The sequence below is a fragment of the bacterium genome (assembly GCA_004322275.1).
GTDB lineage: Bacteria > Desulfobacterota > Deferrisomatia > Deferrisomatales > BM512 > SCTA01.
The window spans coordinates 1-21819 of record SCTA01000026.1; the positions used below are offsets into that span (position 1 = coordinate 1).

A 21819-nucleotide genomic window follows, 5' to 3' on the forward strand; every position below is an offset into this window, starting at 1 on the left:
ACCTACGGTTACGACGACCTTTACCGCCTTGCGACGGCAACCGGCCCGGAAGGGGCCGAAGGCTACACCTACGACCTTCTCGGCAATCGGCTGACCAGCCTCGAAACCGAAGGGCTCTGGACCTACAACGCAAACAACGAGCTGATAACCAACGAGGGCGCCACTTACGACTACGACCTGAACGGCAACACCATCACGAAGACAACTCCCTCCGGAATCTGGAGCTACGTCTACGACATGGAAAACCGGCTTGTTGAAGTAAAGAAAGACGGGCAGGAAGCGGCGCTTTACGGCTACGACCCCTTCGGCAGAAGGCTCTGGAAGAGCGTAAACGGCATAAAAACCTACTTCGCCTACTCCGACGAAGGACTGGTGGCGGAATACGACTCGACGGGGACAATACAGAAGAGCTACGGCTACCTGCCGGGGAGTTTGTGGACCACGAATCCGCTATACCTGGCGACCGATGAAGCCGACGGAATCTGGCGCTACTACTGGTACCAAAACGACAACCTCGGCACACCCAAAGCCCTCACCGACGAAAACGGAAGGATAGTGTGGAGCGCAAGCGCCGAAGCCTTCGGCGAAACGTCAGTGGACGCCGGAAGCGTCGTCGTCAACAACCTCCGCTTCCCCGGCCAGTACGAAGACGCCGAAACCGGACTCCATTACAACTACCACCGGTATTATGATCCCGAGACGGGGAGGTATGTAAGTGAGGATCCGATATATGCATTAAATCTATATCACTACGCAAAGGGAAAGCCTATAAGGCATTACGATCCAGATGGAAGATTAGTAGCACAAGTTTGTGGGGCGGCGGCTGTTGCATTAACTGCTTGTCTTATGGCAGATTCGATATCGGATTTTTTTGAAAAAGCAAACAAGGAAATGGAAAGAAAAGAAAAGGAATATAATGATAATAAGCCGCCAGATTTAAAGAAAGATCACGATAAAATTCGCGAGCTTGCTGAACAAGGTTTGAAAACAATTGGAGACGTTCCTGGGACTTCAGGAACTGGCCCAGTTTCGTTTGACCCAATAGATCACATTTCCTCTGATATTATGGAACGATTAACAGATGTGTAGAGGCGGTTAAGAATGCTTTCTGTAAAAAATGTGAGTAAAAAAATATCTTATGCGCTTTTGGCTCTTTGTATTCCACTTATCTTAGGAATATTGCTAATAGATATTCCCGGATGGTATTTTGCCATTAAGTGGCACTTATTAGAGGGGAATACTGTTGAATACAAGGATTTAAAAATTGAGCTACCAGGTAGGTGGTTTGTTTGGGACATTAATGACAGTTCTGTTCTTGTTATGGCGGCATCATTATATGGCAATAGAAGCAAGAGTGGCTGCGGCAACTTAATAATTAGGAAGAAGCACATTGAATTTGATGAATTAGCCAGCAAGGGTAAGGTGAGTAATTATGCTGATATAATCTTGAAATTTGAAAATTCTGAATATTATGAAATTGATAATCAGCGTGCATTTGTCGTGACATACATACATATAGATGAAAATGGAAGAAGGTACATTTACAAATTTATCACTGTACCAAGTAAAGACCTGTACGTTATTGGTACGGAAATAACAGAAATAGGTTCGCAGGAATTTAAAAAAGTTTTGAAAGGTATTAAATTTACTCGACCTTAACCAAGTAAAGCCTAGGGGGCAGCCGTGTAGGGTGGGCACGGCCCACCATCAATAAGCCGGGTAGGTCGGATTGAGCCGGGTAGGTCGGATTGAACAACGTGAAAATCCGACAATACGACAAATTGATTTTGCTATTTAAATCCAACACGCTCTTTGACAACTTAATAACGGTTATCTCTAATTCCCCGGCGGGCGACCGCCAACAAGTGCAATTGCGCAGGATGGGCTTGTCCCGTTTTAAACAAATGATGTGGTTGTTGATTTTTATAATTATACGACGGATTTTTCTTTGGGTCGAAGTTGTATCAACCGTGTAGCCGTTATTGAGTTTTTGAAAATTGGTTTCTGGTATTCAGAATTGCTTTTTACCTTTTCAGTGTCTACCGGTAGGAAAGGGTTTGCGATGATTAGATGGGGGTTGTTCAGGTCGTTTTTCGGTCTTTCCGCTTTGCTTTTGGGCGTTTTCGCCGCGCCGGGCGCAGCCCTTCCGGCCGATTCGCTTTGCGCGACGGTTAAGATCGAGATACGTCAGGAGCTTACGCTTGAAAGGCAGGGGTTTGACGCGCATATGCGCATCAATAACGGCCTTGCGACCCTGCCGCTGGAAAACCTGGGCATTGTCGTCAGGTTTTACGACGCCGACGGCAACCCCGTCCTCGCTACCGGCAATCCAAACCCAGCTCCCGGCTCTCCCGAGGCAGAGGCCAGGTTCTATATCCGGGTGGATTCAACCGAAAACATCTCTTCGGTAGACGGCACCGGTACCGTTGCGCCCTCTACCTCGGCCGACATCCACTGGCTGATCATTCCCGCTCCGGGAGCGGCGGGGGCGATTCCCCAGGGGACGCCCTATAATGTGGGCGCGACGCTCTCCTACACTCTCGGCGGCGAGGTGCAGACCACCGAGGTTCTTCCCGATACGATTTACGTCAAACCGATGCCGGAGCTGAAACTCGATTATTTCCTTCCCGGACAGGTTTACGCCGACGACCCTTTTACTCAGCCGGTTGAGCCCGCCATCCCCTTCAGCCTCGGACTTCGCGTGAAAAACGCCGGCTTTGGATTCGCAAAAGCCGTAAAGGTCGATTCGGGGCAGCCAAAGATAATTGAAAATGAACAGGGCCTGCTGGTGGGATTCGCCATCGAGGGAAGCGAGGTCAACGGCCTTCCGGCTATTCCCGGCCTTCTGGTAGATTTCGGCGATATCCCCCCGTCCGGCATGGGCGTTGCACGCTGGATCATGACTTCGACCCTTTCAGGCACATTTTCAGAATTTACGGCGACGCTCAGCCATTCGGACGAGTTGGGCGGCAAGCTGACTTCTTTGATTACCTCCGCAGCTACTCATACGCTGGTTGCCGATGTGCTCGCAGACCTGCCCGGACGCGATTCGATAAGGGATTTTCTGGCGAATGACGGCGGCGCGAGTTTACCTGTTTATCGCCTGTACGAATCGGAAGGGGATGACTTTACCGCAGTCTCGGATATGTCCTCGACCGCGGAATTTCTATTGGTTTCCGGAGGCCGTTACTCGATTTCCCATGAGTCGTCCCAGACACCCGTATATGTGAAGAAGGTTGATCCGTCCGGGGGCCAGAAAATCGTCAAGGAGGTCATCCGTTCAGACGGCAAACACATCAAGCCGCAGAATGTCTGGCTTTCACAAACCTGGGATAAGGAAGCCGAAAGGTGGGATTATTTTTTCAATCTTTTCGATGTCGATTCCACCGGGGTGTATACGGTGGTTTTCGACGTTCCCCCGCAGGTCCCCCAACCGCCGGTGCTTCAGTTCATAGCGGATAAAACGGTTGCAGAGGGCGAAGAGGTGGCTTTTCTTGTCGAGGCTTCGGATCCCGACGGTACAACGCCGGTTATTTCTCTGGCTTCAAGGCCCGCCGGGGCGATTCTGGAGGATTTGGGCGATGCCGGAGGCCTGCGGCAGATGCGCTTTCGCTGGATTCCGGCCGAGGGGCAGGCGGGAACGTATCAATTGACTTTCAAAGCCAGCGACGGCGCGCTTGAGGCGTCGCGAAACGTTGTAATCACCGTTAACTCCGCGAAGGACAAGGACGACGACGGCATCGACGACCAGTGGGAACTCGATCACTTCGGCGATCTGACCACCGCCAATGCGACTTCGGACTTTGACGGAGACGGAATTACCGATCTGGCGGAGTTCCTCGCGGGAATGAATCCCAATTCAGCCGACAGCGACGGCGACGGCTATTCCGACGAACAGGAAACCGCTTTCGGTTCTTCGCCGACGGACCCTCTTTCAATCCCGGTAGCCGAATGGAAGGCTAGGCCCCAGGTATCTGTAGGTATGCAAAGATCAATCTACTTTGTCCGCTCCGACGGGACTCTGTGGTGCGCCGGAAGAGACCCGTATCTGCGCATTAACAACTATTATTACTTTGACCCGCGCGCTACGCGGCAGATCGGCACCGATACCGACTGGAAAACCGTGTCGGCGGGTGACAGCTTTGTTATCGCTATTAAAACCGATGGTACGTTGTGGGGTTGGGGCCATAATTACTACGGCCAATTGGCCGACGGCACCATATATAACAGCTATGCGGTCAAAAAAATCGGCACTGAAAACGACTGGACAGACATTTCATCGGGCTCATTTCATGCCGTGGCTTTGAAGAGCGACGGCACACTGTGGGCCTGGGGCGATAACAGGAACAGGCAACTGGGCGACGGCACGAACATCACAAGGTATTTCCCTGTAAAAATAGGAACGGATAATGACTGGGTTGATATAGAAGTTGGCGATAAGGCAAATTTTGCCCTTAAAAGTGATGGTTCGTTATGGGCCTGGGGTTACGATACCTATGGGTGCGGCCAACTAGGACTCGGAGATGGCTCTGGTTATTATGGCCCCGCAAAAGTTGGGACAGATAATGACTGGACTGCGGTTTCTACTTCACAACAGTGGCATACCCTGGCCCTCAAACGTGACGGAAGTCTGTGGGCGTGGGGCCTTAATTTGCTTAAACAGCTTGGTGACGGAACAACGGTCAATAAAAAAACACCCACGCGGGTCGGTACGGACACCGACTGGCGATGGGCGGAGGCCGGGATAGGTTCGCTTGCGGTAAAGCGGGACGGAACCCTGTGGGTTTGGGGAACCATCTATCCCTGGTGGTCTGTAGGGACTGGAAATCTCACTGATTATCTGGGAGTACCAACGCGCGCCGGAGATACGGCAGGATGGCTTTACGGCTCGTCGGGATATCTCAATACGCTGACAAGAACCGATGGAACGCTGTGGGCAGGAGGCCTTACCTATCGCGATACAACCGTTTTCACCCCTAAACAAAGTACCGGTTTTAATGACTGGGAGGCTATTTCGACCCAGTACCGCAGTTCAGCCGGAATCAGAAGCGATAAATCTCTGTGGACATGGGGCGACAATTACTCCGGGCAGTTGGGCGTTGGCGACAAAGCCAAGCGTTATTCGCCGGTGCAGGCCGGTGCGGGTCTGTCATGGAAAAAGGTGAGCGTAGGCGGAGACCGAATGTCTGCCGTCACGGAAGACGGCCAGTTATGGAGCTGGGGGGGAAATGGCAATTCGCAGCTTGTTCCAGACTCAACGCAGGATCAGCTTCTTCCCGTGCGCATAGGCGCGGACAGCGATTGGGTCGATACCGCCAGCGGCGTCGCCCATACACTGGCGCTAAAATCCGACGGCACGCTTTGGGCCTGGGGAGTCAACTACTACGGCCAACTCGGCGACGGCTCGTCAACCATGCGGTCTGCCCCGGTGCAGGTCGGAGCCGATAAAACCTGGAGGGCCGTATATGCGTACGGCCAGCACTCCTACGCCATCGCCTCCGACAACACTCTTTGGGGCTGGGGCTACAACTGGTACGGCACTTACCTCGGGGACGGAACCATCCAGACCCGTTATCTGCCCGTGCAGATCGGCGGCGCCTCAGACTGGCAGTCTCTTTCGGTTAATACCGACCGCGTAATCGGCGTAAAAACCAGCGGGACCCTGTGGGGTTGGGGAGACTCGAATTCTCCCTCGCCGGTGCAGTTCGGGAGCGATACTGACTGGATTTCGGCCTTCGCCTGCAATCAAGCGTTTCTTGCTATCAAGGCCGACGGCACGCTTTGGGGGTCGGGATACAATGAACAACACCACGAATTAGGTGTTTTGAACGTCAGCAACAGTTTTCCAATGATGCAGCTTCAGGGCGCGGAAGGGTGGAAAACCCTCGCAGGCGGAGACGGCAACATCCTTGCGCTAAAGGATGACGGCCAAGGAGCGGTTTCTCTATGGGGTTGGGGGGTAAACAACTACGGACAACTCGGGAACGGGCAGGGGGAGTATATCCCGGAACCGGAGAAGGTGGAAGACGGAGCTCTTTGGCCTGCCGGCGGAGATTTGGTACCGCCTATTTCCTATCCGACTTTGGCGCAGGGTGTTTACGATGATCCGATCTCAGTTTCTATAACAGCAGTGGACGACAAGGACCCCTCGCCCGCGGTTTTTTATTCCACCGATGGTGGCAGCAGCGGTTGGATTGAATCGAAATTTTTGCCCACCAGGTTTCAGGATAATACGACTTTAAGTTTTTATGCTGTGGATTTTGCGGGAAATAAAGAGCCTGTGCGGACGGCGGCGTATACTTTCAGGGATTCCGATGGAGACTCGATCCTCGACTGGAGGGAACGCACCGTTACCGGCACTGACCCGAATACATGGGATACCGACGGCGATGGTCTCGGCGACGGTAGTGAACTGGCTGCGGGGCTGAACCCGCTGGTCGCGGATACCGACGGTGACGGAATAAACGACGGAGGTGAAGTAGCCGGTGGAACGGACCCGAAAGACGTGGATTCGGACGACGATGGGTTGACCGATAGCGACGAGGTTTCCGTCTACCTTACCGACCCGAACGACAGGGATACGGACCGTGACTGGTCAACGGACGCATCCGAGATCCTCAGCGGCACGGATCCGCTAGACCCCGCTCAGTCATCGCCTTCCACATTCAGAATAAGTCTTGACGCCGACGGACGGCAATTGCCGTATAACACAGGGAATGGAAATATATCCAGGGACGGGCGTTACGCTTTGGTACATAACATTCGTTTCGATGGTTTTAATTACCTTGAAGGTGTTTTTGCTTATGACACTCTCAGCGGAGAAATCGATTCTGTCGGCGATGATGCACAGGGGACGCCATCAGGGTGGGGTGAGGGGGCCATAAGTCCTGACGGGCGCTACGTCGCTTTTTATTCAACTACTACAAGGTTTGCAGGCTCGTATTCTCCTCCTTCGACGCCTTATAATTATACTTCCATTTTTGTACGCGACAGGCTGACCCGTGGCCTTTCGCACCGGACTAATTCCGCTTGGAACGGGCCGTTTTCCAGCTTAACCATAGGCGAAGGCGGCAATACAATTGCATTCGCATTCAGGCTTCCAAGCAATGTAAATTGTGCCTACAGTTGGGAATTAAACAAGCCGGTGAACCTGTTTGCGAGACTTGCGACCAATGTCGGCCTGAGTCCTGACGGCCAGTACGCAGCGTCAACCCCTCTTTGGTATTTTGACTATGGCGTTCTCTTCAACACCGCTACAGCCCAGTCGGAAAATTATCCAAGGGACATAAACGGCAATGTTCACAGGAATATTCAGTCTTCCTCCGTGCGGTTGAGCAGCCTCGGCCGCTATGTAGCCGTGCTTTCTAATGACCCCCTTGTGCCACAGGATAACAATAACACTGCCGATGTCTATGTTTACGACCGTTTGTTCGCGCGCTCCGAAATTGTTAGCGTGAACAACAGCGGAGAGGCCGGCGACACATTTTCCACTGTAGGCGACATAAGCGAGGATGGCCGCTACGTGGTCTTTCTGTCCAACGCCACAAATTTTGGCGGACCCGTTAACGGCAACCTTCAAATTTACGTCAGGGACCGGTGGAAGGGGACGACCGAACTTGTCTCAATCGGCTTGGACGGCGCTGCCGCCGATTGGGGAGCGAGCTATCCCCGGATCAGCGGGTCGGGAAAACACGTGGTGTTTACCTCCACTTCCACAAATCTGGTTCCCTCCGATACAAACGCAATGCAGGATGTTTTTGTCCGCTACGTCGGACCCGATGACAGCGGTTATTACTCCTTTGACTCCGACATGGATAACGACGGTTTGGCCGATGCCGTCGAAGACGCCGACGGCGACGGCGCGGTCGGCTCGAATGAGACCGACCCGGCGTTGTTCGACACCGATGGCGACGGTCTTTCTGACGGACTGGAAATTGGCCTCAATATCCCGAGACATTCGGCGACCTCGGCTGCTGTTTTTCAGCCAGATTATGACCCGCTGACAAAAACCGATCCGCAAAATCCCGATACCGACGGCGACGGGCTGTCGGACGGCATAGAGGACACTAACCATAGCGGAAGGTTTGATATAGGAGAAACAGCCCCTCTCAATCCAGATACCGATGGCGACGGGTTGGCAGACGGAGTGGAGGACGCCAATCTCAATGGAATTTTTGAGCCCGCCCTCGGCGAAACAAATCCACGCAGCGCAGATACCGACGGCGACGGGCTTATGGATGGCAACATCGCCTGCGAGGACCTGAACGCCAACGGCTTATATGAACCCCAACTCGGTGAAACCAATCCCAATGCGTGGGACAGCGACGGAGACGGCGTTTCAGATGGCGTTGAAAGAGGGCTCGTAGCACCTGAAACGCATGATACGGACCTTTCATTTTTCGTGGCCGATGCGGATCCCTCTACAGTCACCGATCCGAACAATCCGGATACCGATGGCGACGGGATTTTGGATGGCATGGAAGATGCGAACAAAGACGGCCGAGTGGACCCGGGGGAAACCTCTGCGGCCCTCTCCGATACCGACAGCGACGGTTACATCGACAGCGTTGACAGCTTTGCGCTTGATACTACTGAATGGATCGATACCGATCGTGACGGAATAGGTAGCAACGCCGACCTTGATGATGACGGCGATGGCATTACCGACCTCACCGAGATTGTCATGGGGACCGACCCCCTTAATACCGATACGGACGGGGACGGCTATAATGATGGCGTGGACGTTTTTCCGATCGACCCATTGAAGTGGATGGATGAAACACCGCCTGTCACCTCGATCGAAATCGGTTCCCCTAAATACCAGGCCTTAAAGCTTTTCGTAACCTCTCACACCGGGCTTCAGTTGCGCGCACAAGACTCGCTGAGCGCCGTAGTTCTCACCGAATACAGAATCGATCTGGGAATGTGGGTGGTTTACTGCTCGCCGTTCAACGTTAGCGGCGAAGGCGAGCACCTTGTCGAATACCGGTCGGTGGATTCGGCCGGAAACGTTGAGACTCCCAACTCCGTTTACGTTACGGTAGACGACACCGGCCCGGTAATCGACGCTCCGTTCTACGTCAAGGTTTACGCGCAGATGGACGGAATGGCCGCGGTGACTTTAACGGCCGCGCAAGACGACGGCGAGGGGAGCGGCGTCTCCGGACCCCTGTCGTGGCGGCTCAACGGTGAAATTCTCGCCTCAGGCCCCGAGTTGGCCCGCTCCTTTTCGATAGGCGCCTACGAAATACTGCTTAGCGGCTCCGACAACTTGGACAACGTTTCGGACAAGATCGCGATAGCGGAAATTGCAAGACGCGAGGCCCAAATAGCGTACAGCTGGGAAACTTCCGCTCAGTGGTCCGACGAAGCCGTTTTCGGAGCGACGGTTTACGACGTGACAGGAAGCCGTACGCCCTCCCCTCTTGGAAATTACGGCAAAGTCGTCTTCAGGATTTTAAGCGGAGGAGGCGAATTGTACTCCTTCGACGCTGGGAGCACCGGAGATTCCGGCCAAGCCAGCAACGTCCTCCTTATGAACGACGGATTGATCCCATCGGGTAATTACGATCTCACGGTCTCTTTTAGCGACCCTGCAGGGATATTCGATCCCGCATCCATAAATGTGCCGTTCGATCTTGCCCCCGAAGAGGTGTCCTTGGAGTACTCCGGCCAGCAAATCGCGATGGTCAGCGATTCCTCCGTTCAACTAAAAGCAACCGTATACCAGGATGAAAATGAGCCCGACGGGGACTTAATCGATTACGACAACCCAGAAAACCCGGTCTTTGCGAAATTCGACATCTACAGCCTCACCCAGATCCCAGGGGTTGACGAACCTCTCTATTCTTCTGGCCAAGTTCAGGTTGAAAACAGCGCAATTCACTTGGGCATAGGTGTGGCTTCAGTAAGTTTTCCCTTGTCCGTCGTCGGTTCCGAGGAGGCAAACTATCTGGCAAGGCTTCAACTCGCCGACGATAGTTACGCGAGAGCGGATGTTGTAGATATTCCCTTAACCGTTTACGATCCCGCGGGAAAGTACTTTACGGGCGCAGGTTTCGTTGTTGACCAGGCCAGCGGGGGATACAACCATTTCGCCTTTAAGGTCAGATTCGACGAAACCGGGCACCCCTACGGAAAAATGGTATACATGACGAAGGACAATGAGCTGAGGACTAAAACTTCGGTAGAGAACACGGCCTTGCTTTCGGCCGGGTTCTTCGCACCACTTCCGGATGGGTCGATTCAGGCTATTGCGGAAGGATTTTGCGACATCTCAACCTACGATAGCGAAAATGACAACCTCATTGAGACGATTGGCGGAATAAGCTGCAAGCTTGTCGTCCAAGACGGAGGGACTGTGAGCGACACCTTCCGGCTTGAATTGCGGTATCCTGACGGCGTTCACGTGGTACCATATCATATGGACTCGGCCTTACCACTGGGTGGCGGCAGCGTGATAATACACGAATAATATAGGTGGCGTTTCGCAGGAGTATGCCCCCCCCTGGTACGGACGTAGGTTATGCCGGTGTCCCATGGTTCGGACGTGAATTTCGATTTCTTTACGAAAAAGTGCTCCTTCCGCTGCCGGATTATGCCGGAGAACTCTACTTTTAGGCGGGGCTATTTTACGGGAGGGTTACAAACCATAATAGCGGCATGAAGAACGCCGAGGTCAAAAAAACAGCGATTACGGCTCGGTACTCGAAATGGAAGCGGCGATTGGACGCCATTTTGGAGAAAGGACCATCTTTTTTTCTGAAAAACCTTAAGCGAGCCGGGAACAAGATACGGGAACGAAGAAGCATTCGATATTTAAAAACTGCAAGGCGGGCTCTTTAAAAGGTGGTGAAAACGCGACCTAAAAAGAGGCTACAAGTCCAAAAGCAAATGCCGAACGGTCCAAAAGCAAACGCCGCGCTACAGACCCCCCCTTCCCATCTTTCCGATGAGTTCGCGAAGGGCAGGGCGGCCATGGAGCGAACGTGCGGACCGCCAGCGGACCGCTGGAGGGATTTTGGGCAAAACGAAAGGGGCCTCCCGTTTCGGGAAGCCCCTTGATCATCAATGGTGCCGGAGGCGAGAATCGAATTTTCTATTGCTTCGCAATTTTAAAATTCTCTTCGAGAATGTCTGGTAGCGTTCGGACGAGCCGAACGCTCTCGGCGCGAGTTCTCAGCCCGCCTCCGGACAACAAAAAACCGCCCCTTTTTGGGGCGGTTCTATGTCGTGGTGCCGGAGGCGAGAATCGAACTCGCACGCTGTCGCCAGCACCGGATTTTGAGTCCGGCGCGTCTACCAATTCCACCACTCCGGCATTTTCGCGTCCCGAAGTATATTGGCGAAGGTTCCGGGTGTCAAGGATAGGGTTTCGCCAAGGATAAAAGGCTGTTGACAGTCTTTTTGGGCTCTGTTATAAATGCGCCTCCTTTACGGGGCTGTAGCTCAGCTGGGAGAGCGCTTGAATGGCATTCAAGAGGTCAGGGGTTCGATCCCCCTCAGCTCCACCAAATAAAATCAAGGACTTAGGCGTTTTAGCTTAAGTCCTTTTTTGTTGCCCGGTCAATTCTCCCTACCATCTCCTAGCTCCCTCTCTATCCTCCAGACCCCTTCTCCCATGTCCTCGACGACTTCAAAGCCGAGCTTTTTGGCGAGGTGGAGCATGCCTTCGTTGCCGGGGAGGATGGCGCCGGTTATCTTGCCTACGCCTTTTTCTTTCGCTATCGCTATACCGGCGCTGACGAGTTTCCTCCCGAGACCCTGTTTTTGCCACCGCTCGCCGATTACGACGGCGAGCTCGGCGTACTCGCGGCCTGGGTGCATCTTGAGGTGGCACATGCCGAGTATCCGCTCCTTGCCCGGCGGCTCTTCGACGGCGACGAGGGCTATCTCCCGGTCGTAGTCTACCTGGCAGAAGCCCGCGAGGCGGGCGTGACCGAGCTCCTTTATCTGCTGGAAGAAACGGAAGTAGAGGTTTTCGGCGGAGAGGGTGTCGAGCATCTCCTTAACGGCGGGCTCGTCTTCGGGGCGGATGGGGCGGATTATCACGGCTATGCCGGAGTTGGTGACCCAGAAGGATTCGTACTGGTTGGGGTAGGGGAGGATGACGAGGTGATCGGGGCTTTTCACCGGGGTCTTTTCGACTATCACCCGCGCGTCCACCGCCAGCAGGTTTTCTCCAACGAGGACTAGGGGGTTTATGTCCAGCTCGCGTATCTCGGGGAAGTCCGCCGCGAGGTAGGCGAGGCGGACGATGATTTCCTCCAGCAGCGGAAGGTTCGCCGGGGGTTTCCCGCGATAGCCGCCGAGCAGGGTGAAGATTCTTGTCTTTTCGATCATCCGCCGGGCGAGGAGGAGGTTCATCGGGGGAAAGCCGATGGACTTGTCGCGGTAAATCTCGGTGAAGATTCCGCCCATTCCGAAGAGAATCACGGGGCCGAAGGCGGGGTCGGTCTTGATGCCGAGGATTATCTCGTGTTCGACCCTCTTCACCATCGGCTGGAGGGTGACTCCGAGAATTTCGGCGGCGGGGTTGTACCTCTTCGCGCTTTTCACGACATCCCGGTAGCCGTTTTTCACCTCTTGCGCGCTTCCCAGCGAGAGTTTTATTCCCCCGGCGTCGCTCTTGTGGGTTATCGCGGGGGAGTGGACCTTGAGGGCGACCGGGTAGCCGATCTCGCCGGCGCGCTCGGCGGCCTCCTCCTCCGAGAGGGCTATCTCGGTGGGGTTGACCGGTATCCCGTAGGCTGAGAGGAGGGCTTTGGCCTCCGGCTCGGTGAGGGTGTTCCAGCCGCGTTCGAGGGCGGAGTCTATGACGGCCCTCGCCCGGTTCCGGTCCACGCCGAGGTTCTTGGGGAGGTTGGGCGGGGTCTCCTGCAAAAGCTCCTGATTGCGGGTGTACGTGAACATGTGAAAGAGCGCCGCTACGGCCCTCTCCGGGGTCTCGAAGACGGGGATTCCCCTCTCGTTGAAGACCTTTATCCCGCCCTCGACGCCTCGCCCGCCCATCCAGACGGCGCAGACGGGGGTGTCGTGGGCGCTAATCACCGGCGACATCTCGTCGATAACCCGCGTCAACTGCTCGGCGACCTGCGTGGGGTGGGTCATCGCCTGCGGGGTGAGCATTATTATGAGGCCGTCAACCTCCGGCGCACCGAGGAGGATGCGCGCCGCGTCGCGGTAGCGCTCCGGGGTGGCGTCGCCCAGGATGTCCACGGGGTTGTGGCTGGACCACGCCGCCGGGAGGACCTTGTCCAGAGCCTCGATCGTCTCCTTTTCGAGGGTCGCGGGCTGGAGCGACCACTCGCTCATCGCGTCCACGCACATCACACCCGGCCCGCCCGCGTTGGTGAGGACGGCGAGGCGGTCTCCCTTTCCGCGCCCCTGCTTCGCGAGGGCTTCGGCGCAGTCGAAGAGACCCCCGAGAGTCTTGACCCGGACTATGCCCGCCCTCTCGAAGGCGGCGTCGTAGACCTCGTCGTCCCCGACAAGCGAGCCGGTGTGGCTGGCGGCGGCCTGCGCCCCGGCGGGGCTTCTGCCCGACTTGACTACGATTATGGGCTTTGTCTTCGAGACCGACCGCGCCGCGCTCATGAATTTTTTTATGTTGGTGAGGGCTTCTATATAGAGAAGTATCGATTCCACCTCCGGCCTCGTGCCGAGATAGTCGAGCACGTCGCCGAAATCGATGTCGGCCATAGAGCCGATGGAGACGAAGTGGCTAAAGCCGATGTTGGCCGAAAGCGAGCGGTCGAGCATGATGGTCAGGACCGCGCCCGACTGGCTGATTATGGCGACCCTGCCCGTCTTGCACATGTTGGAGGCAAAGGTGGCGTTCAGCCCGATGGAGGGGACGATTATGCCGAGGCAGTTCGGCCCGAGAATCCTCACCGAGTGGCGGCGGGCAGCCTCAAGCATCTCCCGCTCAAGCCGCGCCCCCTCCTCGCCGGTCTCCTTGCCGCCCGCGCTCACCGCGATGACCGCCTTTATCCCCGCCTCTCCCGCCTTCGCGATAATCTTCGGGACGGCGGCGATGGGGACCGCTACCACCGCCAGATCGACGCTCTTGCCGATAGCGGTAAGCGAGGGGTGGGAGCGAAGCCCGAGAATCTCCTTGTGCTTCGGGTTTACGAGGTAAACCTCGCCCTTGAACCCGCCGCCGAGGAGGTTGTCCAGGATGGTGCGGCCTATGGAGCCTTCGAGGGGCGAAGCGCCGACAAGGGCGACCGAAGCGGGCGCGAAGAGTTTTTCCAGATGAAGAGTGTTCAAGTTTCACTCCGAATTTCCGGCGGTCAAATGGGCATTGTAACCCTTGTAAGGTTACTTTAAACGGAGTAAGGCACAAGGGGGAAGGGGGATCGTTTCGTCATTCCCGCGAAGGCGGAATCCAGGGATAGTTGTGTAGGGTGCCGTTAGCCGCGAAGCGGCGTAACGCACCATTCTTCGGCCGTCAGTCCCGCGAAGGGCGGGAATCCAGTGACTTTTGGATGCTTCGCAGGTTTACAGCTAGCGGGGCTGTCCGCCCCGCGCCCCAAGCCACCTTTTGAGTGAGCAAAAGGTGGCCCAAAACTCAGCCCAGACTCGTCGCTCGCGCTTCAAGAAGCGCGACCACTTCGTTTCGGCTGGGCCGTACGGGGCACCCGCTCCGCTTGCGCTTCGCTAAGACCCCGCGCCGGCCCGACGCCTCCACTCGTTGCGCCGCGTACGGGCCCCGAAGAAGACGAAAAGATGGCTCGTCCAAAAACGAATTAACGGAATGTTTTTGGACTCGAAGGTAAGGTTATTTACAGCTAGCCCATGCTGTGACATTGCCTTTGCAGGGCCATGACAGAAGCGGCTTGCATCCCCCCCCCCCTGTGAGAAACTACGACACGTTAGCTTGCAGGCTGTCCAAGGGGTGTGTTTAGAAGTACTTAAGGCCGCCTTTCGGTGACGCAGTCACGAAGGGCGGCCTTTTTATCGCCGGGAGTGTAAAAAAATACCGCACGGTAACGGGTATATAAGGCCGGTTTAAAGCCGGTCAAAGAGCTTGACGATTCCCGTCAGGCTCTCACCTTGAACCGGAGAAAAAGAGATGAAGTCAAAACTCGGAATTCTCGCACTCGGCATATTCATGGCTATTCAGGCGGGCACCGCCTCAGCGGGCAACGTAACGTCGGCAGACATTATCGACGGGCAGGTAATGACCGTTGACCTCGCCGACAGCGCGGTTACCTCCGGCAAGATCGCCACCGCTGCCGTGACCGGCGACAAGATCGCGGACGGTAACGTCGGCACCGCCGACCTCGCCGACGGCGTGGTAACAATCGACAAACTTGCAGCAACCATACAGGCTCAACTAAACTTGATCGCGCAACTCGAACAACGGATAATCGCCCTCGAAAACAATAATGTTCCCGGCCTCGGCCAGTACGTCTCCGTAGACACCAACACTATCAACAACCTCGCCGGTCCTCATGTCATCTTCACCGGGGCCAACATCCACGTCCGTGACGGCTCCGGCGCAACTTACAGAGAGCCGTATTATGGCAATCCAAATGGCCTTGGCAACTTTATCGTCGGCTACGACGAAGGAGGCAGATTGCGGACGGGTTCCCATAATATTGTGTTGGGGCCGGAACATGAATTCACCCATTACGCTGGGTTCGTGGCCGGAAGCCAAAATGCAATCGTAGCTGACTTTGCCAGCGTTTCAGGAGGATATAGGAACAGGGCGGAAGGCGTATACTCTTCAGTTAGCGGCGGCACAGGCAACCAAGCCATCGCCGATGGTGCATCAGTGAGCGGCGGCAACGAAAACATAGCCTCCAATTATAACTCATGGGTTAGCGGCGGTATAAGGAACACCGCCGGAGGCGCTTGGTCGTCGGTTAGCGGCGGGTATCAAAACACGGCCTCCTTTAATTTTGCATCTGTGAGCGGCGGGTTCTTCAATACCGCTTCAGGCGATTCCTCGTCGGTCAGCGGCGGCTTATACAACAACGCCTCTGGTTCGAGCTCATCGATTAGCGGAGGGAGAAACAATACCGCTACAGGCGAAGGCTCTTCCGTAGGCGGCGGAATGAACAATATCGCCTCAGGCGCTTATTCATCGGTAAGCGGCGGTGCTGGGCATACTGTCAGCAATTACTACAACTGGGCCGCAGGCTCTCTCTTCCAAGAGTACTAATCTGATTATCGGCAGAGGGGCCGGGCGACCGGCCCCTCTTTACTTCTTGCGCAGTCGCCTAGCCCACACCGCAAAGTTTTGGGGTGGCGACGCTTTATCAGGGGGAAAAGGGGTAGGGAGGGAAATCCGGGAAGATGGTTTTCCACCTGTCCGCGAGGTCCGCCCGAAGAGCCATTTTTCTTTTACTGTTGACCGGCGAAACGACAACTCTGTAGCGATCCCTGTTTTTAATCAGGTAATCGTCGAGAATTTTATCCCACGTCGGGGGGTAATTATCATGCAGCATAAAAAAATCGATGAGCGCCGGAGGGTAGCTGGCAAGCCCGGTTTTCAGGTACTCAGGCTCGAAAAATCTGTGCAGCGGATCGTCCTTTTCAATTATTTCGGCGAAGCTGGGCCGGTCGTCGCCCAGAGTGCCCGTAATCTCTCTACGGAATAACGGGTTATTGAACCATATCGCCACGATCCTCTCCTCCTTCGGGATTACCGTCAGGAGCTTGTCGTAGTATGACAAAGCCTTGACGCAGGACGGACCCAGTTCCCCCCCCGGCTCAAAGGCTCCGCGGAAATTCATGACAGTCCGGTCGAATTCCTTGTTCGACGCGGGGATCTGGACGATCACTGTAATTAGCACCACTACGGAAAATGCGGTTTTAATGACTTTAGAGGCCATATTCCGTCCGAATACGTAAAAGGCAAAAGGCGAGAACAGGGCCAGAGTGATGTATACCGGGGCCTGGTACTGCTCAAGAAAAAATTTGATCGCGAAACAATGTACGGCGACGCCCAGCAGCATTCCGGCCCCGGCAAGTGAAACCGCATCCCTGTTACGAAAAGACCGCATGGCCCATCCTGCGACCCCCAGTACGACTATGGCCCCGTATAGGGGCTCTTGCCGGAACTTGTCCCGAATCCGCAACGCCAGATAGCCCCAGTCCTTTTGCATTACCATTTTCGGGGCAAGGAGGTGCGACGTTTTTATGTTGCCGAGGAGGGAAAGGTCGTAAGCCCAGAAGACGAGTGCGGCCAGAACCGTTGCGGCGGCTCCCCCGGCGGCGACTCCCGCAATAAGCTTTTTCATGTTTTTATCCGCAAGGTACGCCGCTGACAAATAACCGAGGAAACCGAAAAAAACCGGGAAGGCGTACTTGGGAGTGATGATCATCGAAAGAAAGGCCAGGGCCGAAGCGAGAGCCGCTTTCCTGACGTCAGGCTCCTGAAAAAGCAGAACCATCGCGCCGACAGCGGCGAGCGCGGCGTAATGATCGATGCTGAACTCCACAAAAAAAGAACCAATGTCGTTGAACGAGACAAGAAGGATGAGGGGCAGGAGCGTCCCGGCCCAGTCTTTGGCAACCCGTTGTCCGTGGCAGGCAATCAGCGCTGCGACGGCGATGAAGACAAACAGGCTGATGAAACGAAAGACAAGCAGCACGTAGGCGGTTTCAGGGAAAAGGTTCAGAACCGGCGAAAGAAAAAGATAGGCAAGGGCAGGGTAGGAGGAGAAATAGTCCACACCGGGTTTCATCCCGATGGAAATCCTCCAGAGCTGCCGCATGTGCATCGATTCGTCGTAGTACGGAAAATGCACAAGAATCTGAAGGACCAGAACACACAATGCCGCGACCGCCGCCGCCGTTATAAGAAAACGCGACGACTTATCAAGCCATAAGGCAGTCTTCTCTTTATCCAAAATTGTCGCCTATGGAAAATGCTGCGTTATGCCTGTGCGCCTTACCCTTGATTCTCACAGAAGCCCAAGCGCCCCCAGCCTTTCCCTCATGGTTCTGACTAGCTCCACCAGTCTCTCGCTGGTTTTGGCGTAGATGAGCGCGCCTTTTTCGGCGCTGGCTTTTGCGGGGTCGCCCCAGACGCCGCCGGGCCAGTCGGCGAGCTTTTGGCGGGAGATGAAGGGCTTTTTGAAACGGGGGTATTCTTCTTCGGCGGTTCCCTTGACTAATGCCGGATCGATGGCCATTATGCGGCTTGTCTCTATCTCTCCTGCGTGGCTGTCGTCGGCTGTCTCGACTATTCCCGCCTTTCCCGCTTCCTTCGCCCAGTGGTATTCGCAGAAGATGGCGATCTCCAGCTCGGGGCATTTCTCCGAGAGCTCTTCCCCCACCTCTTCGAGGGCGGAAAGGTGCACGCCCCCGGCGTGGCCGCTGCCGATTATGAGGCCGCGTATCCCCTGCCGGTAGAGGGAGAGGCCGATGTCGAAGACGAGGCGGCGGAGGGTCTCGGGCGAGATGGAGATAGTGCCGGGGTGGCCGGAGGTGGAGCGGCAGTAGCCGTAGTGGACCGCGGGGCAGAGCAGGAAGGGGACCTTTTCGGCGGCGAGCTCGGCGGTTCGCACTACCTGCATGGTGTCGGTGTCGAGGGGGAGGTGGCGGCCGTGCTCCTCGGTGGAGCCCATCGGAAGAAAGGCGATCCTGTAAAGGGTTGCGGCTTCCTTGAATTCTTTCATCGTCAGTTTTGCGACGTCCACGCTTTTCTCCTCACCGGTTCGCCCCGGCCCGAATTTACTTCGTCGGGAGGCTCTCTCGCGCCTCGATGTAGAACCGCTACACCTTCGGCGCTCGTTCGCCGTCTCCTCGTTCTTCGGGCCGATGCTGTACGGGCTATGGCAAGATTCATCAAAGTTGTAGCTTGCTTTGACCGGAAAATTCAGGCCCGGCGAAGCGTTGTCTTGACTTGGGCTCCGGGGCGTGTTTAATTTACACGTTTCAGCATTCCCGAGAAAGCCCTTTCCAGATAAGGAGCCCAGATGGTGAAGATCGCCGCCATTCAGATGAGCGCGACCGACGACATTTCGCGGACCCTTCGCAAGGCGTCGCAGTTTTTGTCCGCCGCCGCCTCCAAGGGCGCTAAAATCGCCTGTTTCCCGGAGCTTTTCGCTTACCCGTGGTTCCCCGCCGAGAGGGACGTATCGAAGTTTGAGCTGGCGGAGGAGATCGGCGGCGCGGTCACCGGCGAGCTGGCGAAGCTGGCCGCCGAGAACTCGATAGCGGTCGTCTGCCCCTTCTTCGAGAGGGCCCCGGGCGGGTGCCACTACAACTCCGTCATCGTCTTCGACTCGAAGGGAAAGACGGTCGGCCATTACCGGAAGGTGCACGTCCCCGAGCTTCGTTACTGGGAGGAGAAGTACTACTTCCAGCCCGGAGACACGGGATTCCCCGTCTTCGAGGTGGACGGCGTGAAGGTGGGGGTGCAGATCTGCTGGGACAACTTCTTTCCCGAGGGTTTCCGTTCGCTCGGCCTCTCGGGCGCTCAGGTCGTCTTCGTCCCCTCGGCGGCGGCCTTCGCCTCCAGCGAAAGGTGGCTGGCGATGGGCGTCTCCCACGCCATCGCGAACTGCTATTATGTAGTGAGGGTAAACCGCGTGGGACAGGAGGCGGGACTGGATTTTTACGGCGGCTCCTTTTGCGTGCGCCCCGACGGCGAGCTAATTTCGGAGCCGCTGGGCATGGGCGAGGGAATACTCCTCGCCGACTGCGAGCTTTCCACCGTGGATTTTTCGCGCAGAATGTGGCCCTTCTACCGTGACCGTAGGCCGGGCGAATACCTGAAGCTCACCGAAGAGCTTGAAGCCCCGCCCGAGCAATCGGACGGCGAGTAACCAAAAACACCCCAAGGAGCCGCTATGACCGTCGATCCGCGCAGGGAATGCGTGATTTGCGCCTGGCGCGAGAAATGCGCCAAAAAATTCAAATCCGAAAAGGGCGTGGCTCACTGCGCCGATTTCACGAGGGACGAGACCCTTCCCGCCGAAGATGAGCAGGCCGTCGCCCCGGAGAAGAGCCACAAGAAGATCGTAGACCCCTTCGCTGATTAAAGTTTTGAAAAACGTCGAGAGAAGCCCCGGTTTCAAGGAGCCGCGCAGCGAGAAGCGAGACATAACTAATAGTTAGGCGAGCTTTCGAGCGAGCACGCGACACAGAAAACACAGGCTCGCAACAGTTTTTCCAAGGACTTTTATAAATAATGAAAAAGACGCTGACCGATCTTATAGTAAAGGCGCACAGGCTGGCCGTCTCAAAGGGCGAACTGCCCGACGGCGAGCTTCCCGCCTGGAAGATAGAGCTGCCGAAAAACCCGGAGCACGGAGATTACGCAGCCAACATTGCGATGACCCTCGCGGGCGCGGCGAAGCTCCCTCCTCGCAAGGTGGCGCAGCTGCTTCTGGATAATCTCTCCGACCCAGAGGGGGTGCTCCAGTCCTTTGAGATCGCCGGACCGGGCTTTATAAATTTCCGCTTCCGTCCGGCCCGCTGGCAGGAAGTTGTCCGCGACATCGAGAGGGAAGGGGAGAAATTCGGCCATTCCGGCGCGGGCAAGGGGAAAAGGGTGCAGGTAGAGTTCGTCTCCGCCAACCCCACCGGCCCCCTGCACGTCGGCCACGGGCGCGGAGCCGCCGTCGGCGACATCCTCGCGAAGATAATGTCCGCCGCGGGTTACCGGGTGGACAAGGAATACTACATAAACGACGCGGGAAACCAGATAGCCACCCTCGGCGGCTCGGTATACCTGCGTTACCTCGAACAGCACGGCCGTCAGGTCTCCTTCCCCGAGAACTTCTATCAGGGGGAATACATAAAGGAGATAGCGCGGGACAAGTGCAGCGAGGAGGGCGGGCGCTACCTCGAAATGGAAGAGGCCGAGGCGATAGACGCGCTTGGCCGTTACGCGGGGGCGCGCATTCTCCGGGAGATTAAGGAAGACCTCGAACGCTTCGGAGTGACCTTCGACAACTGGTATTCCGAGCGCTCGCTCTACGAATCCGGCGAGGTCGCGAGGGTTTTGAAGGAGCTTGAAGAGAGCGGCGCGGCCTATCGCCAGGACGGGGCGCTCTGGCTTCGCACCTCGGCCTACGGCGACGAAAAGGACCGCGTTATGGTGAGGGCCGACGGGCGCGAGACCTATTTCGCCTCCGACATAGCCTACCACTTTGAAAAGTTCCGGCGCGGCTACGACGAGGTGGTGGACATCTGGGGGGCCGACCACCACGGCTACATTCCGAGGATAAAGGCTGCGCTTAAAGCCTCGGGGAGAGACCCCGAAGCGCTCCACGTCCTGATGGTACAACTAGTTAACCTGCTGCGCGAGGGAAAGCCGGTCTCGATGTCCACCCGGTCGGGCGAGTTCGTCACCCTTCAGGAGGTCTACGAGGAGGTCGGGGTTGACGCGGCGAGGTTCCTTTTTCTCACCCGTTCCTCCGACACTACCCTCGACTTCGATATCGAGGTGGCGAAGAGACAGACGGCGGATAACCCGGTATTTTACGTGCAGTACGCCAACGCCCGCATCCGAAGCGTGCTCCGTGAGGCGAAAACCACGGGGATAGAGGTCCCCGGGGCCGCCGCCGCCGATCTTTCCCCCCTCGTCACCGAGGACGAACTGGAAATAATCAAGTTTCTTCACTACTTCCCCGAGGTGGTGGAGGGGGCGGCGCTCTACCTCGAACCGCACAAGGTCGCCTATTACCTCCAGGATCTGGCGGCCCGTTTTCACCAGTACTACAACAAGCACCGCTTTCTGGTTGACGACCAAAAGCTTTGCCTTGCGCGCCTTTGCCTCATAAGCGCCATCAGCAGGGTCATCGTAAACGGCCTCGCCCTTCTGGGAGTCAGTTCTCCCGAGTCGATGTGACG

General features: G+C 56.1%; 10 protein-coding genes and 2 tRNA genes. 8 read left to right on the forward strand and 4 right to left on the reverse strand.

Features of this window, described 5'->3' with window-relative positions:
* The 3 genes from EPN96_08070 to EPN96_08080 form a co-directional block, all read left to right on the forward strand.
* A partial coding sequence (locus EPN96_08070; GenBank protein TAL16735.1) for a hypothetical protein occupies positions 1–1089 on the forward strand: 1089 nt, incomplete at its 5' end.
* A gap of 12 nt (positions 1090–1101) precedes the next feature.
* A complete protein-coding gene (locus tag EPN96_08075) occupies positions 1102–1659 on the forward strand; it encodes a hypothetical protein (GenBank protein ID TAL16736.1) in 558 nt (185 codons plus the stop codon).
* A gap of 403 nt (positions 1660–2062) precedes the next feature.
* Positions 2063–10474 (forward strand): hypothetical protein, encoded by an 8412-nt coding sequence (locus EPN96_08080; GenBank protein ID TAL16737.1) that lies wholly within the window; start codon positions 2063–2065, stop codon positions 10472–10474.
* A 759-nt stretch (positions 10475–11233) separates the two neighbouring features.
* Here the strand turns inward: EPN96_08080 and EPN96_08085 are convergent.
* Positions 11234–11320 (reverse strand) — tRNA-Leu (locus tag EPN96_08085).
* A gap of 117 nt (positions 11321–11437) precedes the next feature.
* On the opposite strand from EPN96_08085, the gene EPN96_08090 reads away from it, so the two are divergent.
* A tRNA-Ala gene (locus EPN96_08090) sits at positions 11438–11513 on the forward strand.
* A 52-nt stretch (positions 11514–11565) separates the two neighbouring features.
* Here EPN96_08090 and EPN96_08095 read toward each other — a convergent pair.
* Positions 11566–14271: a bifunctional acyl-CoA synthetase/GNAT family N-acetyltransferase gene (locus EPN96_08095; GenBank protein TAL16738.1), complete on the reverse strand. Its 2706-nt coding sequence runs from the start codon at positions 14269–14271 to the stop codon at positions 11566–11568.
* A gap of 805 nt (positions 14272–15076) precedes the next feature.
* Here EPN96_08095 and EPN96_08100 point away from each other — a divergent pair.
* Positions 15077–16171 carry a hypothetical protein gene (locus tag EPN96_08100; GenBank protein TAL16739.1) on the forward strand — a complete coding sequence of 365 codons (1095 nt, stop codon included), beginning with the start codon at positions 15077–15079 and terminating at the stop codon, positions 16169–16171.
* 97 nt (positions 16172–16268) lie between these two features.
* Here the strand turns inward: EPN96_08100 and EPN96_08105 are convergent, their stop codons facing one another.
* The gene (locus EPN96_08105; GenBank protein ID TAL16740.1) at positions 16269–17864 is read right to left on the reverse strand and encodes a hypothetical protein; all 1596 of its coding nucleotides are present in this window, start codon (positions 17862–17864) and stop codon (positions 16269–16271) included.
* A 54-nt stretch (positions 17865–17918) separates the two neighbouring features.
* Positions 17919–18656, reverse strand: a complete 738-nt coding sequence (locus EPN96_08110) for a creatininase family protein (protein ID TAL16741.1) — start codon at positions 18654–18656, stop codon at positions 17919–17921.
* A 279-nt stretch (positions 18657–18935) separates the two neighbouring features.
* Here EPN96_08110 and EPN96_08115 point away from each other — a divergent pair, with 279 nt between their 5' ends.
* From EPN96_08115 to EPN96_08125, 3 genes are all read left to right on the forward strand, one after another.
* The gene (locus EPN96_08115; protein TAL16742.1) at positions 18936–19787 is read left to right on the forward strand and encodes a hypothetical protein; all 852 of its coding nucleotides are present in this window, start codon (positions 18936–18938) and stop codon (positions 19785–19787) included.
* Between the two features lie 24 nt (positions 19788–19811).
* Positions 19812–20003: a hypothetical protein gene (locus tag EPN96_08120; protein TAL16743.1), complete on the forward strand. Its 192-nt coding sequence runs from the start codon at positions 19812–19814 to the stop codon at positions 20001–20003.
* A gap of 149 nt (positions 20004–20152) precedes the next feature.
* Positions 20153–21817 (forward strand): arginine--tRNA ligase, encoded by a 1665-nt coding sequence (locus EPN96_08125; GenBank protein TAL16744.1) that lies wholly within the window; start codon positions 20153–20155, stop codon positions 21815–21817.
* Positions 21818–21819 lie beyond the last annotated feature (2 nt).